Annotated in this window: 12 protein-coding genes; 8 read left to right on the forward strand and 4 right to left on the reverse strand. The window is 71.1% G+C overall.

Going from position 1 to position 15,063, the window contains the following annotated elements:
• The first annotated feature begins 1 nt into the window (after position 1).
• The 3 genes from ACFY5C_RS31830 to ACFY5C_RS31840 are packed head-to-tail and all read left to right on the forward strand — an operon-like array spanning position 2 to position 2,507.
• The gene (locus ACFY5C_RS31830) at positions 2-1,831 is read left to right on the forward strand and encodes an asparagine synthase-related protein (RefSeq protein WP_389450689.1); all 1,830 of its coding nucleotides are present in this window, start codon (positions 2-4) and stop codon (positions 1,829-1,831) included.
• Complete coding sequence (locus tag ACFY5C_RS31835; RefSeq protein WP_389450691.1) at positions 1,822-2,082, forward strand: lasso peptide biosynthesis PqqD family chaperone; 261 nt, start codon at positions 1,822-1,824, stop codon at positions 2,080-2,082. Before ACFY5C_RS31830 ends, ACFY5C_RS31835 begins: the two co-directional genes overlap by 10 nt.
• Complete coding sequence (locus ACFY5C_RS31840) at positions 2,082-2,507, forward strand: lasso peptide biosynthesis B2 protein (protein WP_389450694.1); 426 nt, start codon at positions 2,082-2,084, stop codon at positions 2,505-2,507. The genes ACFY5C_RS31835 and ACFY5C_RS31840 overlap by 1 nt, the downstream gene beginning before the upstream one ends.
• 118 nt (positions 2,508-2,625) lie before the next feature.
• Here ACFY5C_RS31840 and ACFY5C_RS31845 read toward each other — a convergent pair whose 3' ends face one another.
• The 3 genes from ACFY5C_RS31845 to ACFY5C_RS31855 all read right to left on the reverse strand — a co-directional run bounded on the left by ACFY5C_RS31845 (position 2,626) and on the right by ACFY5C_RS31855 (position 7,126).
• Complete coding sequence (locus ACFY5C_RS31845) at positions 2,626-3,105, reverse strand: DUF6174 domain-containing protein (protein ID WP_389450697.1); 480 nt, start codon at positions 3,103-3,105, stop codon at positions 2,626-2,628.
• A 267-nt stretch (positions 3,106-3,372) separates the two neighbouring features.
• Positions 3,373-6,531, reverse strand: coding sequence for an FAD-binding and (Fe-S)-binding domain-containing protein (locus ACFY5C_RS31850; RefSeq protein ID WP_389450700.1), 3,159 nt, complete (start codon positions 6,529-6,531; stop codon positions 3,373-3,375).
• Positions 6,532-6,643: 112 nt separating this feature from the next.
• The gene (locus tag ACFY5C_RS31855; RefSeq protein WP_389450703.1) at positions 6,644-7,126 is read right to left on the reverse strand and encodes a MarR family winged helix-turn-helix transcriptional regulator; all 483 of its coding nucleotides are present in this window, start codon (positions 7,124-7,126) and stop codon (positions 6,644-6,646) included.
• A gap of 112 nt (positions 7,127-7,238) precedes the next feature.
• On the opposite strand from ACFY5C_RS31855, the gene ACFY5C_RS31860 reads away from it, so the two are divergent.
• Positions 7,239-7,760, forward strand: a complete 522-nt coding sequence (locus ACFY5C_RS31860) for a YceI family protein (RefSeq protein WP_389450707.1) — start codon at positions 7,239-7,241, stop codon at positions 7,758-7,760.
• Between the two features lie 132 nt (positions 7,761-7,892).
• Here ACFY5C_RS31860 and ACFY5C_RS31865 read toward each other — a convergent pair whose 3' ends face one another.
• Positions 7,893-11,942: a molybdopterin-dependent oxidoreductase gene (locus tag ACFY5C_RS31865; RefSeq protein WP_389450710.1), complete on the reverse strand. Its 4,050-nt coding sequence runs from the start codon at positions 11,940-11,942 to the stop codon at positions 7,893-7,895.
• A gap of 256 nt (positions 11,943-12,198) precedes the next feature.
• On the opposite strand from ACFY5C_RS31865, the gene ACFY5C_RS31870 reads away from it, so the two are divergent.
• The 4 genes from ACFY5C_RS31870 to ACFY5C_RS31885 all read left to right on the forward strand — a co-directional run bounded on the left by ACFY5C_RS31870 (position 12,199) and on the right by ACFY5C_RS31885 (position 14,898).
• Positions 12,199-12,588, forward strand: a complete 390-nt coding sequence (locus ACFY5C_RS31870; protein WP_389450712.1) for a cell division protein SepF — start codon at positions 12,199-12,201, stop codon at positions 12,586-12,588.
• 101 nt (positions 12,589-12,689) lie between these two features.
• The gene (locus ACFY5C_RS31875) at positions 12,690-13,928 is read left to right on the forward strand and encodes an AAA family ATPase (protein ID WP_389450714.1); all 1,239 of its coding nucleotides are present in this window, start codon (positions 12,690-12,692) and stop codon (positions 13,926-13,928) included.
• The gene (locus tag ACFY5C_RS31880; RefSeq protein WP_389450716.1) at positions 13,925-14,251 is read left to right on the forward strand and encodes a nucleotide pyrophosphohydrolase; all 327 of its coding nucleotides are present in this window, start codon (positions 13,925-13,927) and stop codon (positions 14,249-14,251) included. The genes ACFY5C_RS31875 and ACFY5C_RS31880 overlap by 4 nt, the downstream gene beginning before the upstream one ends.
• A gap of 182 nt (positions 14,252-14,433) precedes the next feature.
• The gene (locus ACFY5C_RS31885; protein WP_389450719.1) at positions 14,434-14,898 is read left to right on the forward strand and encodes a DUF6099 family protein; all 465 of its coding nucleotides are present in this window, start codon (positions 14,434-14,436) and stop codon (positions 14,896-14,898) included.
• Positions 14,899-15,063: the final 165 nt, after the last annotated feature.

A 15,063-nucleotide genomic window follows, 5' to 3' on the forward strand; every position in this document is an offset into this window, starting at 1 on the left:
CATGTCGTACCGCACCGGGTTCGTCGTCCTTCCGGAGACGTCGGATACAGCACTTCCGGATGAGCTGTTTCCCTTCGACGCTCCCCGGCTGATACCCCACCCGTCAGGTCGCCCCTGGGTGGTGGGGAACTGGGGGCTCGACGAGATCCGCGAGGCGACGGCAGGTTCGGTGCGGGTGGTGGTGATCGGGTTCTGCCCGGTCACCACCGACCGCCTCACGGACCTCTGCCGACGGGTCCGGACGCCGGCCGATGTGGACACCCTCGCGACGGCGCTGCCGGGCAGTTTCCACCTGGTTGCCGCAGTCGGCGGCGTGATACGGGTTCAGGGCAGCCTGTCCGGCCTGCGTCAGGTCTTCCACGCACGCCTGGGGGAGCTGCCGATCGCCGCCGACCGGGCCGATGTGCTCGCCACGATGACCGAGGCGAGCATCGACGAACGCGTCCTGGCGGCCCGGGTCGTCTGCGGCGGAATGCTTCCGCCTCCGCTCGCGGACAAGAGTGTCTGGTCAGGCGTGACGGTGGTGTCGCACGACCATTGCCTGCTGCTGGAACCTCGCGGTGCGCGCGAGGCGCGGTGGTGGCGCCCGCCGGAGCCCGAACTGACGCTCGCGGAAGGAGCGTCGAACCTCACAGACGCGCTCGTCACTGCGATGGAGGACCGGCACACCGGGGACGGAGCGCTCAGTGCGGATCTCTCGGGCGGTATGGACTCGACGTCTCTCTGCTTCCTGGCCGCGCGGCACACACCCGACCTGCTGACGTTCAGATGGTCCGAGGCCGAGGCCGGCAACGACGACGCCTACTTCGCCGCGCAGGCCGCGCACGCGCTTCCTGAGGCGCGTCATCTCGTGGTGGCTCAGGACGAGCTGCCTCCGATTTTCACCGATGCCGGAGCCGCTGTGGACACCGAGCGGCCCTATCTGTACACCCGCACCCTGGCGCGCATGCGTTACACGGCACGCCTGCTCCATGAGCATGGCTCCGTATGGCACGTCGCCGGGCACGGAGCTGACGAGCTCTTCAGCCGGTTCCCCGGCTATCTGCACCGCCTCGCGCGCCGTCACCCTCTGGTGGCCGTACGGCACTTGAGGGGCCACCGGGCCCTGAACCGCTGGCCGCTGGGCGGAACACTCAGGCAACTGGTACGACAGGGCGGCGTGGCAGGCTGGTGGCTTCGGCAGGCCGAGGAGCTGACATGGCCGGCGCCGCCTCGCCGCACTCCGTCCCTGGACTGGGGACTTGCTTCCCTGAGAGCTCCGGCCTGGGCCACCGACGACGCCCTGGACCTGGCCCGGCAAGCCCTTCGAGACACAGCTGACGATGTTCAGCCCTTCGCGCGGGACCGCGGCCAGCACCAGTTCCTCGCCGCGCTACGGACTACTGCGCCGGCGTACCGGCAGGTGGCCCGTCTGTTCGACGAGGCAGGTGTCCACCTGCGTCTGCCGTACCTCGACGACCGTGTCGTGGAGGCGGCCTTGGCCGTACGTCTCCAGGACAGGATCACGCCCTGGCGGTACAAGCCCCTGCTCGCCGCGTCCATGCGCGGACTTGTGCCGGACGTCGTGCTCGACCGCACGACGAAGGGCGACTTCAGTGCCGATGTGCGGATCGGGCGGCAGCGCAATCTCGGCGCACTGCTGGATCTCTTCTCCGACTCGGCCCTGGCCGACATGGGACTGATCTCCACCGAAGCCGTGCGCAGTCACTTCCTGGCACCGCACGCGGACATCTCCAGGGACATCGCCATGGAACAGCTCATCGGCTGTGAGACATGGGCCCACGCTGCCGGACGACAACCACTGACCCGTTGGAGACAAGGATGCCCTTGAGGCTTCACCCCGACGTCACCATGGCCGTGACCGACGACGGCGCGGTCCTGCTTCACCAACGCACCGGCCGCTATTGGCAGCTCAACAACACCGGTGTCCTCGTTCTACGCGGTCTGCTCGACGGCGATTCGCCCGAGCAGACCGCGGACGCGCTTGTCGACCGGCACCGGGCCGACCTCGCGGATGCCCGGCGCGACGTCTCCGCGCTGGTGGACGGACTGCGGGCGGCACAATTGCTGCGGGAGGTCTGATGAGCGCGCCCGTGGCCCTGCCGGACAGGGACAGCTTGCCGCCTCATCGCCGTGTCGCTCCCCTGCTCGCGGTGGGCGTGGCCCGTCTGCTCGCCGGTCTCAGACCGGCTCGCTTGCGCCGGGTTCTGGAGTTTGTGCGCCGAGGCGCCGGCCCTGCAGCGCCGGACCAGGCGCTGGATGCCCGACGAGCGGTCGTGTCGGTCAGCCTGCGGTGCGCGGGCCAAGGATGCCTGCAACGCTCCATAGCGGCAGCCCTTCTGTGCCGAAGCCGCGGCGTGTGGCCGACGTGGTGCACCGGGGTTCGCACCAGCCCCTTCGAGGCCCACGCATGGATCGAGGTCGATGGCGAACCCGTTGGGGAGCCCTTTCCGGCCGGCCACTATCGCCCCCTGATGAGGATCTCTCCGGTGACCGAGCCGCGCTGAGCACCCTCCGGTACCGCTTCGACGGCCCGGAGGACGCCCCTGGTCTCATCCTCGGCCCCTCGCTCGCCACGACGTGGCGCAGGTGGTACGGCAGGAGTTCATCACCCGCACCGGCCCGCTACGAAGGGCCCGGGGAGTCGGCCGGCCGGTAGGCGCTGATGACATAGAGCGCCTCGTCATCGATCGCGTCCTTCTCCCAGTCCAGTGAGATCCGCACCGGATGCCCGTCAGCCGCGTACTGTGCCTCGGCCGCGTCCGCGTCGTCCCGTCGTGCCTGCTCCAGTTCCTCCAGTAGTTCCCCCATGGTGGGGACCGCGTCGGGGATGTCCTTGGCCACCTGTCGGCCGCTGTCGTCGAGGCCGACCGTCCTGACCACGGCGCCGTCGCGGACGGTTATGCGGAAGGCGCCGATCAGAGTCCGCTCTCCCTCGCTGGAGTGAAGCGTGTAGGTGTAGGAGGCGGGCTCCTGCCAGGTGGTCCGACTGTGAGCCGACGTGCTCCTCGCCGGCTCGGCGCCGCACGCGGCGACCGTGCAGAGCAGCCCTGCGATCAGTGAGGCACTGAACACGGCGCGGGTGGGCCGGGATACGGCGGTCATGGCGGCAGTCCCTTCGAAGGCGGCTACCGCTATGACGCCGGCCCGCTGAGGAACGTTCGGCGCAGTGACTGGGGCGGTGCTCACCGCCCCCGACGCGTTCCCGGCTCGCCCCGTCATGGCGACCGTCGGTCGCCTCTGTGTTCTTTGGACGTGCCCTTCTCGTCCGCTGGATCAGCGCTGCACGGCTGCCATCCGCCGTCTCGGAACAGTGGGCGCGAGCCGTCCCAGCAGCCGGGCCTCCCTCCGCCGTCCACCGCCCCATCCCTGTCACGGCCGCAGCAGCCCCCGCACCGACCGAACGACCCCCGCAGCCAGCCCGCCCGCCGCCAAACCGGCCGAAGCGAGCGCCAGAGCCCGCGCCCGGCGCCCCGGAGGCGTCGGCCGGGCCCCCGGCGCGACCCCGTACGCACTCCTCGCCACCTCGGACGCCGACCCGGACCCGGCTCCGGGCAGCGCCGACGCCAGCAGTTCCGCCAGATGGACGGCTTCGTGGCCGCCGCTGTCGAACTCGTGGATCTGGGTGCGGCAGCTGAAGCCGTCCGCGAGGACCACGGTGCCGGTGTCCTCCGCCCGCAGCCGCGGCAGCAGGACGCGTTCCGCGCAGGCCTGGCTGACTTCCAAGTGACCGCGCTCGAAGCCGAAGTTGCCCGCCAGGCCGCAGCAGCCGGATTCCAGGCGCTCGACGTCGACCCCGGCACCACGCAACAGCTTCTCGTCGGCCTCCCAGCCCAATACCGCGTGCTGGTGGCAGTGCACCTGGCTCAGGACTCGGGCGCTGCGGTCGGGTACCCGCCGTGGCTCGTATCCCGGGCTGTGCTCGGTGAGCAACTCGGCCAGGGTGACCGTCTGTTCCGCCAGCCGCCGCACGTCCCGGTCGCCGGGGAACAGCTCGGCCGCGTCCGAGCGGAACACCGCCGTACAGCTCGGCTCCATGCCGACCACCAGACCGCCCTCGCGGAGATGGCCGGCCAAGTGGCGGACGGTGCGGGTCAGGACGCGTTCGGCAACGCCCAGCTGACCGGTGGAGATCCACGTCAGGCCGCAGCACAGCGGCTCGGTGGGCATGGTGACGCGCCAGCCCGCGTGCTCCAGCAGCTCCACTGCCGCCTGGCCGACGTGCGGATGGAAGAAGTTGGTGAACGTGTCCGGCCACAGCAGCACCGTCCCGCGCTGCCCGGTGGCGGCGGAGATGTCCGGCTCGCGCCGGGCGAACCACCGCTGCAGCGACTGCCGTGCGAACAGCGGCACTTCACGGTCCGCCACCCCGGCCACCGCCACCGCAGCCCGGGACAGCGGTGGCGTGTGTGTGAAGGCATTCACCACCGGGCCGAGTCCGGCGCCGACCACGGCACGGGCGGCGACCGGCAGCCAGCCCATCGAAAGATCGGAGCGCGGCCTGCGCCAGGGCCGTCCCGCGTAGTGGTGGGACAGGAACTCGGCCTTGTAGGTCGCCATGTCGACATCGGCCGGACAGTCGCTCCTGCACCCCTTGCAGGCCAGGCACAGGTCGAGCGCGTCCTTGACCGCCTGCGAACGCCAGCCGTCGAGGATCGGGCCGTCGCCGTGCCCGTCGAGCATCTCGAACAGCAGCCGCGCCCGGCCCCGCGTGGAGTGCTCCTCCTCCCGCGTGACCTGGTACGACGGGCACATCACCGTGCCGCCCTCGGTGTCCGGGCGACGGCACTTGCCCACGCCCACGCACCGGTTGGCCGCCTCCGCGAACGACCCGCCGTCGTGCGGGAAGCGGAAGTGCAGGTCGCGGGGGTCGTACGGCGCCCAGTCGCCGCCGAGGCGCAGGTCCTCGTCGAGCCGGTACGGCGCCACGACCTTGCCGGGGTTCATCCGGTCGCCCGGGTCGAAGATGCCCTTGAGCCGCCCGAACGCCTCGACCAGCTCCTCCCCGAACATCCGCGGCAGCAGCTCGCCCCGGCTCTGACCGTCCCCGTGCTCACCGGAGAAGGAGCCGCCGAACTCCACCACGAGATCGGCCGCCCGTTCCATGAAGCGGCGGTAGTCGGCCACCCCCCGATCCGTGTACAGGTCGAAGGGGATCCGCGTGTGCACGCATCCCTGCCCGAAGTGGCCGTAGAGGCTGGGCCCGGTGTCGGTCTCGTACCCGAACTCCTCGAACAGGCCCCGCAGCCGCCGCAGATACTCGCCGAGCCGCTCCGGCGGCACCGCCGAATCCTCCCAGCCCTCCCAGGTGTCGGGATGGCCGGGGATGTGCGCGGTGGCTCCGAGGCCGGCTTCGCGTACCTGCCAGAGCTGCTCCTCGTGGGCGGGGTCGTCGAGGAAGGCGACCTCGGCGTCGTGCTCGCTCTCGTGCAGCCCGTCCAGCATCCGGTGCGCCCGCTCGTCGGCCTCCTCGACGGTCTCGCCGCCGAACTGCACCATCAAGTAGGCGTTTCCCTCCGGCATTTGGCCGAGAGCCTGCTGGTTGAGGTGCTTGAGCCGTTCGTCGTGGATCAGATGGCCGTCGACGCCCTCCAGAGCCATGGGCTCGTACGGCAGGATCTCCGGCACGGCGTCCGCGGCGAGCGCGATGTCACCGAACCCCAGCACCACCAGCGTGCGTTCCTTCACCACCGGCACCAGCTTCAGCTCCGCCCGCAGGACGGTGACCAGCGTCGACTCGCTGCCGACCAGCAGCCCGGCGACGTCGAAGCCGTGCTCGGGGAGGAGGGAGTCGAGGTTGTAGCCGGAGACCCGGCGGGGGATCCGCGGGAAGCGGCGGCGGATGTCGTCGGCGTAGGTGTCGCGCAGGGCACGCAGCTGCCGGTAGGCGGCGGCCCGGAGATCGCCGTACCGCTCGATCCCGGCGTACTCCTCGTCGCTCGTCTCCCCGCACCAGAAGCGGGTGCCGTCGTACAGGAGCACTTCCAGGCGGGCGATGTTGTCGACGACCTTGCCGTGCGCCTGCGCGGTGGCGCCGCAGGAGTTGTTGCCGATCATGCCGCCGATCGTGCAGTTGGCGTGGGTGGCGGGCTCGGGGCCGAAGCGCAGCTGTGTCGGGGCGAGTTGCCGGTTGAGCTCGTCGAGGACGATCCCGGGCTGGACGACACAGGTGCGGGCCTCGACGTCGACGGACTCCAGGCCCGTGCAGTACTTCGACCAGTCGATGACGACGGCCGTGTTGGTGCACTGCCCGGCGAGGCTGGTCCCGCCGCCCCGCGACAGTACGGGCGCGTCGTGCTCCCGTGCGACGGCCACCGCCTCCGCTGCCGCCTCGGGGGTGTGCGGTACGACCACGCCGATCGGTGTCCGGCGGTAGTTCGAGGCGTCGGTGGAGTACGCGGCCCGGCTCCCGGCGTCGAAACGGACCTCCCCGTCGACGCGGTCACGCAGCGCGGCCTCCAGGGCGGCCGGGTCGCGCGGGGGCGCTGTGTCGCGTCGTACGACGGGTGCGGGCAGGTCCGAGATGCCCATGAACCCCTCCTCGGTGCGGTAGCGGGGACCGCCGGGTACCCGCAACCGCACCCCCGATGACTCGGCGACGTACCCGCAGCCGCACCCCCGATGACTCGGCGACCGCCCGGGACTACTCCGGCGTCGCCTCCGCGGCGAAGTCGGGCATCAGCGCGCACATCGCCTCGCGCTGGGTGGGACCCATGAACCGTGCCAGCGCCTCCTTGACCGTCTCGGCGAGGACCTCGGAGGCCTCCTTGAGCAGGCCCCGTGCCTTCTCGGTGAGGACGACCTCGACGCCCCGCTTGTCGCCGCACACCGACTTGCGGGTGACGAGGCCGGAGTGCTGGAGGCAGGCGATCTGGTAGGTGAGCCGGGTCTTGGGGCGGCCCAGGAGCTCGGCGATCCGCGTCATGCGCAGGGCCTGACCGGGGTCGGCGGCGAGCAGGCACAGGACCAGGAACTCGTCGTGAGAGACGTCCAGCCGCTCCTTGACGACGGAGCGCAGCTCCTGCTCGACGGCCCCCGTCGCGGCCAGCATCAGCATCCAGGCGTGCAGCTCGGCGGGCAGGAGTCCGTCGCCGGAGGCGGAGGGGCAGTCGGGGAGGTCGGCCATGGATTCGAGTGTAGCTGTTGTTCAAATTTGGAGTATCGGCTAGCGTGATGTCATCCAAATTTGGACTATGGCTTCCGGGCCGCAGAGTCCCGATGATCAGGAGTGAGAGATCATGACCGTCGCCGTCGAAACCGGAACCTGGCAGCTCGACAGCACCACCTCCACCGTCGCCGTCCGGCACAGGACGTTCTGGGGCCTGGTCACCGTGAAGGGCGCCTTCGCCGCCGTCAGTGGCAACGGCGAGGTGCGACCCGACGGCTCCGCCGTCGGCACGATCACCGTGGACGCCGCCTCCCTGGACACCCGCAACGCCAAGCGCGACGAACACCTGCGCTCCGCCGACTTCCTCGATGCCGCCGACCACCCCGAGATCACCTTCGCGGTCCGCAGCGCCGAGCTGCGCGACGGCGACGGCGTGCACGTGGTCGGTCAGCTCACCGTCCGTGGCATCAGCAGGCCCAGTTCCTTCACCGGCCGCCTCGTCGGCGCCGACGACGGTCCGCTCACCCTGGACGCCGAGTTCACCGTGGACCGCGAGCACTTCGGCATGAGCTGGAACCAGCTCGGCATGATGCGCGGCCTGACGACGATCGCCACCACGCTCCGCTTCACGCGGACCACGGCCGCAGCCTGACGCCGGCGCTCGGCAGCGTCTGCGGGACGGCCGTGAAGGCCGCAGCCGGGGCACCGGACCGTGATCCGGCCCGGCGCGGGGGGGGTGCCGAGGGAGGTGAGGAGTCCGGTGTGAGGCGGGTGAGAAGGCCCCTCAGTACACGTCCCGGACGTAACGCTTCGCCGCCGCCAGCTGCTTCACGTACGCCGACGCCTCGGCCTCCTCAAGGCCACCGTGCGCGACCGCGATGTCCCTCAGGGCCCGGTCCACGTCCTTGGCCATGCGCGAGGCGTCGCCGCAGACGTAGAAGTGGGCGCCGTCCTGCAGCCAGCGCCACAGCTCGGGACCGTGTTCGCGCATCCGGTCCTGGACGTACACCTTGTTGCGCTGATCGCGGGAGAACGCGGTGTCGAGGCGGGCGAGGGTGCCCTCGGAGAGCAGCGCGGTCAGCTCGTCCTCGTAGTAGAAGTCGGCCGCACGGTGCTGCTCGCCGAAGAACAGCCAGTTGGGCGCACTGTGCCCGAGCGCGCGCCGCTCCTGGAGGAAGCCGACGAAAGGCGCGACGCCGGTGCCCGGGCCGACCATCACCATCGGCGTCGAGGCGTCCGCGGGCGGGCGGAAGTGCGGGGACGACTGCACGAAGACCGGCACCTCGGTGTCCGGCTCGGCGTCGGCCAGGAACGGCGAGCAGACACCGCCGCGCCGCCGGCCGTGCAGGTTCTCGTACCGGACGACGGAGACGGTGAGCGAGACGCGGTGCGGGTCGACGAGCGGGCTGGACGATATGGAGTACAGGCGCGGCTGGAGTTTCCTGAGCACCCCGGCCCACTCCTGCGCGTCCGCCCGCACCGGATGCTCGGCGATGACGTCCACCGCCTGCCGCCCCCAACTCCACTGCGCCAGACCGTCCTTGTTGTCGGGACGCAGCAGCCGCCGCAGCTCCCTGTCGTCACGGACACGTTCGGCGACGAAGCGAAGCAGGTCCGGGGTGATCCGTGTGATGTCGAGGTGCCGGTACAGGGCCTCCGTGAAGGAGACTTCGCCAACGCCGTCCACGCGCACGGTCGCTGAGCCGTCCACCCCGGTCACGGCCAGCCACTCCGCCACCAGCGCGGGCGAGTTGACCGGCCGTACGCCGAGTGCGTCGCCCGCCTCGTACGTCAGCGAGGTGCCACTCGTGTCGAAGGTGAAGCGCCGCACCTCCTTGCCGCCGCCGGGTCGGCTGAGCAGCCGGTTGCCGACCAGGCGGGCGGTGGTGGGGGCGGGCTTGGACCTGGCCTCCGGTTCGGCCCGCGGCTTCTCGACGGCGGGGGCGTGCGCGCCGCCCAGCGCCATGAGGACCTGGTCGAGCCACGCGCCGGCGGACGGCTCGAAGTCCGGTTCGCAGTCCGTGCGGGGGGCCAGGGCCACCGCACCCAGCTCGCCCAGCCGGGTGTCGAGCCGGCGCCCGTGCCCGCAGAAGTCGTCGTACGACGAGTCCCCGAAGGCGAGCACGGCGTACCGCACCCCGTCCAGCCGCGGAGCCTCGTCGTCGGACAGCGTGTCCCAGAGGCCGGCCCCGTTGTCGGGCGCGTCGCCGTCACCGAACGTGCTGGTGATGAAGAGCAGGTCGGCCGTGCGGGCGAGGACGCGGACGTCGGCCTCGTCCATGCCGACCAGCGTGGTCCGGTGCCCGGCCGCGCCCAGCCGCTCGGCGGTGGCGGTGGCGAACTCCTCGGCGTTCCCGGTCTGCGAGGCCCACAGGACGACGACCTCGCGGCCCTGCGACGTACGCGGCTGCGCCGCCGTGCGGGAGTACATGCCGGCCAGGACGCCGTTGACCCACAACGCGTGCTCGGCGCTGAAGGGGGCGTCCGGCGGGAGCACCGGGACCCCCGGCGCGCCGGAGTCGAGGCCGGCGAGGAACCCCGTGAGGTACAGGCGTTCCTGCGCGGACAGGACGGGCGGCGGCGCGGGTTCCAGACCGAAGAGGTCGGAGGCGGCGGATGTGCCAGGAGTGACGGCTGTCGGCGTCAGCGCCGGCACGGCCGGCTTCTGCGACACAGGGGCCACCATGGGGGCCGCGACCCGGGCCAGGGAGACGGCACACACCTTGAACTCCGGCTGGAACGAGATCGGATCCACCGCGTCGCTCGTCACCGCGTTGACGCTCAGGTACTCCCCGAACAGGTCGTTCCAGTGGAACGGTGCGAAACAGCACCCCGGCCGCACCCGCTCGGTCACCACCGCCGGCAGCACGGCCCGCCCACGCCGCGAGGCGACCTCCACCGGGTCCCCGTCGGCGATCGACAACTCGCGCGCGTCCCGTGGATGCAACTCCACGAACGGCCCCGGGTTGAGCTTGTTGAGCTTGGCGACCTTGCCGGTCTTGGTCAGCGTGTGCCACTGGTGCTGAACGCGCCCGGTGTTCAGTACGAACGGGTAGTCGTCGTCCGGCACCTCGGCGGCCGGCATGTGCGGCCGGGCGTGGAACGCGGCTCGTCCGCTCGCGGTGGGGAAGCGCAGCCCGCCGTCCGGGGCGACGTAGCGGATCGGATTGCGGTGCGGCCCGTCCGGGTCGGCGGCCGGCCATTGCACGGGTGTGGCCCGCAGCCGCTCGTACGTCACCCCGCGCAGATCCCACCCGGTCACCGGGTTCCAGGCCCGCCGTATCTCCTCGAAGACGTCCTCGGCACTGTCGTACGAGAACCCCTTCTCGTACCCCATCGCACAGGCGACCGCCGCGATGATCCGCCAGTCGGCCATCGCCTCGCCGGGCGGGTCGGCGGCCGGCTGGGTCAGGGTCAGATTGCGCTCGCTGTTGACGAAGACACCCTCGCCCTCGGTCCACATGGCCCCGGGCAGCACGATGTCCGCGTACGCGTTGGTCTCGGTGTCGGTGAAGACGTCCTGGGTAACGACGAACTCGGCGGCCTCGAGGCCCTCGATGACGGTACGGCGGTTGGCGACGGAGGCGACGGGATTGGTGCAGATGATCCAGCAGGCCTTGATCTCCCTGTCGGCCATCTTCTGGAACATCTCGACGGTCCCCTTGCCGACCCCGTCGGCACGCAGGGTGCCCGGCGGCAGCTCCCACAGCTCCTCGACGAAGTCCCGCTCGGAGTCGACGAGGACGGACCGCTGGCCGGGCAGCCCCGGCCCCATGTAGCCCATCTCACGGCCGCCCATGGCGTTGGGCTGGCCCGTGAGCGAGAAGGGGCCGGAGCCCGGGCGGCAGATGGCGCCGGTGGCGAGATGCAGGTTGACCAGGGCGTTCGTGTTCCAGGTGCCGTGCGTGGACTGGTTCAGTCCCATCGTCCAGCAGCTCATCCACTCGCCCGCCTCGCCGATCAGCCGGGCGGCGCTGCGGAGGTCGTCCTCGGCGAGTCCGGTGATCTCGGCGACGATGGCCGGCGGGTAGTCGGCGAGGAAGGCGGGCATCTCCTCCCAGCCGTCCGTGTGCGCGGCGATGAAGCCGGGGTCGGTGTGGCCGTTCTCGACGAGCAGGTGCAGAAGGCCGTTGAGGAGGGCCAGGTCGGTGCCCGGCTTGATCTGGAGGTAGAGGTCGGCCTTGGCGGCGGTGGCGGTACGCCGGGGGTCGACCACGATGAGCTTGGCGCCCGCCTTGACCCGCTCCATCATGCGCAGGAACAGGATGGGGTGGCAGTCGGCCATGTTCGAGCCGATGACCAGGAAGGTGTCCGCCCGGTCGAAGTCCTCGTACGACCCGGGCGGCCCGTCGGCGCCGAGGGACAGCTTGTAGCCCATGCCCGCACTGGCCATGCACAGCCGGGAGTTCGACTCGATCCGGTTCGTCCGTACGAACCCCTTGGCCAGCTTGTTCGCCAGGTACTGGGCCTCCAGGCTCATCTGCCCGGAGACGTAGAAGGCGACCGCGTCCGGCCCGTGCTCGTCGATGATCGCGCGCAGCCGCCGGGCCGTCTCGGAGATCGCGTCGGCGACCGGGGAGGCCACCGGTTCCTCGCCCCGGTCGTCCCTGACCAGTGCCGTGGTCAGCCGCCCGGGCGTGGCGAGCATCTCGGCCGTGGTCGCCCCCTTGGTGCACAGCCGGCCCGCGTTCGCCGGGTGCGCCTTGTCGCCGGAGGCCTTCAGGACCGTACGCCGTCCGTCCGGCCCCATCCCGACGTCCAGCAGGATTCCGCAGCCGACCCCGCAGTACGTGCAGACCGTCCGGACCTGAGTCGTGGAGGTGGTCTCGGTCACGTGCTGTCCTTCTCCGGTGGTCGGGGTGATGTCTGGAGCGTACGAATTGCCCGTTACGTCGATGTCACATCCCTTGATCATGAGGAGTTACGTCGGCCACACAGGCGCCCGGGACGAGCTGTGAGGGGCCGGGGCCGGCGGGAGCCGCGATGCGTGCGGGGGCTCGCGGACCGTGTCGGTGTTGGGCCGAACGGGTGACTTGGCGTAAGAATTGGCTGGTGCAGGCATTGAAGGCGAGTCAAGGCGGGGGGAGCCGGTGAACAGCCACGACGTCACCGATGAACAGTGGGAGGGGCTCGCCCAGGTCGTGCCGTTGCGGGGCCGGGACGCCTGGCCGTCCGCCGTGGACCACCGCGTGCTTCCGGAGGCGGAGACGGAACCGCGCCGCCGGTTCGTCGTCCTGCGGGTCAATGTGTTCGCGGACGCCCGCGAGGTCGCCGAGACCCTGATGGCGGGGATTCCGGTACTACTGGATCTCACGGGGGCCGAGACCGACGTGGCCAAGCGGGTGCTGGACTTCAGCACCGGTGTCGTCTTCGGGCTGGGGAGCGGGATGCATCGGGTGGACCGGAACGTGTTTCTGCTGACGCCGCCCGGGACCGAGGTGAGCGGGTTGATGGAGGGGGCGGGGGTTCCCGGTACGTGAGGGGTACGTGAGGGGGGTCGGGCCTGCGGTGGTCGCTCGATCGTAGGAAGGCAGCCGGGGTGGAACGGTTCGTCTGCCGGTAGCAGGCCTACGGTCCGGGCATGTCTGGGTCCTCTGCATCGTCCGTGTCGTCGTTTGTTTCCGATGTTGCGTCCGTTCCCTCTCAGGGGCGGCGTGTAGGTGGTGGCCCGGGCGGCGGGTGCGCCGGGCGGCCTCATGTCACCGAGCTGCGGCTGTCCGCGTTCGCCGGGCATCGGCGGGTCGCGCTGCCGCTCGGGGCGTTCACGGTCCTGGCCGGGCCGAGCGGGTGCGGGAAGACCACCGCGTTGCGGGCCTACGAGGCGCTGGCCCGGCTGGGTGCGGGTGCCGAGGTCGGGGAGGTGTTCCCCGATCCGGTGGCCTGCGTGCCCGAGCGGGCCCGGCCCGATGCGCAGCGGCGGCGGGGCTTCCGGATCGGCTGTACCGCCGACGGCCCCGAGGGGCCGGTCCGGCTCGACGTGGCCGTACAGGCCGAGCCCGACCTGCGGATCGTGGGGGAGCGGCTGAGTGCGGGCGGCATCGTCCTGCTGGAGACGGCCCTGCGGGATCCGAGCCGGCGTTGTGTGCAGGCCGCCTGGCATACGGCCGGTCAGTCGCCGGTGACACGGGCGCCGCTGCCCGACGACCGGCTCGGTACCGCGCTGTTGCCGCTGCGGGTGGCCGGGAAGACGGAGGGGCAGCGGCGGGTGCTGGCCGCCGCCGAGCAGATGGTGGTGGCCTTGCGGTCGGTCTTCGCCTGTGATCCACGGCCCGATCGGATGCGGGGGCCTGTGCCGGTCGGTTCGGGGCGGCTGCTCGGGGGCTGCGACAACCTCGCCGATGTGCTGTGGCGGACTCGTGCCGAGTGCGCGCGGCGGCATGCGCAGCTTGTGGGTGCGGTGCGGGTGGGGTGCGCCGGGGAGGTGGCCGATGTGGTCGCCGAGGTGCTGGGGGACGGCACGGTGCGGGGAATGGTCGACCGGGGGGACGGGGTTCGGACGGAGCTCGGGCGGCTGGGGGACGGTGAGCTGCGGTATCTCGCGCTGTCGTTGGTGCTGCTGACCGGGCCCGGGGTGCTGGAGGTCGATCCGGTGGGGGAGGTGCCTGCCTCGATGCAGACGTTGAGTGTGGTGGTCGATGGGCTCGATCGGGGGCTGGATCCGGTGCAGCGGGGGGAGCTGGTGGGGCTTGCCGCGCGGATGTGCGAGCGTGGGCATATCCGGGTGGTCGGGGCTGTGAGTGATGTGGTGGGCGTCGTGGAGGGTGCGGGGTCTTCGGCGGCTGGGGTGGGTGGCGTGACGGTGGTACACCTGGAGCCGTGACCGAACCTCTTGATGTGGCCAAGCTGCAGCGCAGGCTGGCCGAGTTCGCTGCCGCGCGCGACTGGCAGCCGTATCACACGCCGAAGAACCTCGTCGCCGCGCTCAGCGTGGAGGCGTCCGAACTCGTCGAGATCTTCCAGTGGTTGACGCCCGAGGAGTCGGCTCGGGTCATGGACGACGCCGAGGCCGCCGGGCGGGTGACCGATGAGGTGGCGGACGTGCTGGCCTACCTGTTGCAGCTGTGCGAGGTGCTCGGGATCGATCCCTTGGCGGCGTTGGACGCGAAGATCGAGCGGAACGAGCGGAGGTTTCCGGCGCCGTAGGAGTGGGGAGCGACTTGGTCCGCTTTCACTCAGCGTGTTCGTTTGCCTGGTTGTAGCCGAAAAGTTGTCCGCAGATTTCCGTCTTCCTCTGGCTTTTCGTCTCAAGGGCCTTCACTCTGGGTAGTGGACAAGGGAGTTCGGGCGGCGCGTGGGCAGCGCGTCGGGACAGACGGGGACTGCGTATGGACGCGGTGCGGCTGATCGTGACGAGCAGGCGGGCGTTGGCGGGGAGCGAGGGCGCGCCGGAGATCTTGACCGAGGTGTGGCAGGCGCAGGCCCTGGCTCAGGCGATCGGTAGCCGGCTTGCGGTGTTCGGCCCACCTGAACTGCGGGGCGAGGCACTGGGGTTGACCGAGCTCGCGGGGCGCGGGTGCGGGGTCCTGGAGGTGCCGGATCTCGCGGAGGGGGACTTACGCGCGGCCCAGCTCACGGAGTTGGGCGATGCGAGGCAGTCGCTGATGCATCTGGGCAGCCTGCTGGGTGAGGTGGGGATCGCTCTGGTGGGTATGGCCAGCGCGGCGGATGACGAGACGACGTACTGGCAGTGCATGGAGGCGATCGACGCGGCGGACGAGTCTCGGGATCGAGTGCGGGAGATGCTGCGCAGACTTGCGGATCGGGAGGAGGGGTTGCCGGAGGCGGGGTAGCGTCCTGCCTCCGGCGGTTGGGCGGGGATGCCTGCGGCGGCCTGTGGGGGTTGGGTGGGGGTGCGCGTAGCGCCTGCGGTGCGGTGGGTGGGTCGGGGCCGCGGCGGGGGGTGTTCCTACACGGTCCCGCGCTCGCCCAAAGCCACGAGGGGCCCCCGGTGGACC

Origin of the sequence: Streptomyces sp. NPDC012935 (assembly GCF_042900345.1) — a bacterium.
Classification (GTDB): Bacteria; Actinomycetota; Actinomycetes; order Streptomycetales; family Streptomycetaceae; genus Streptomyces.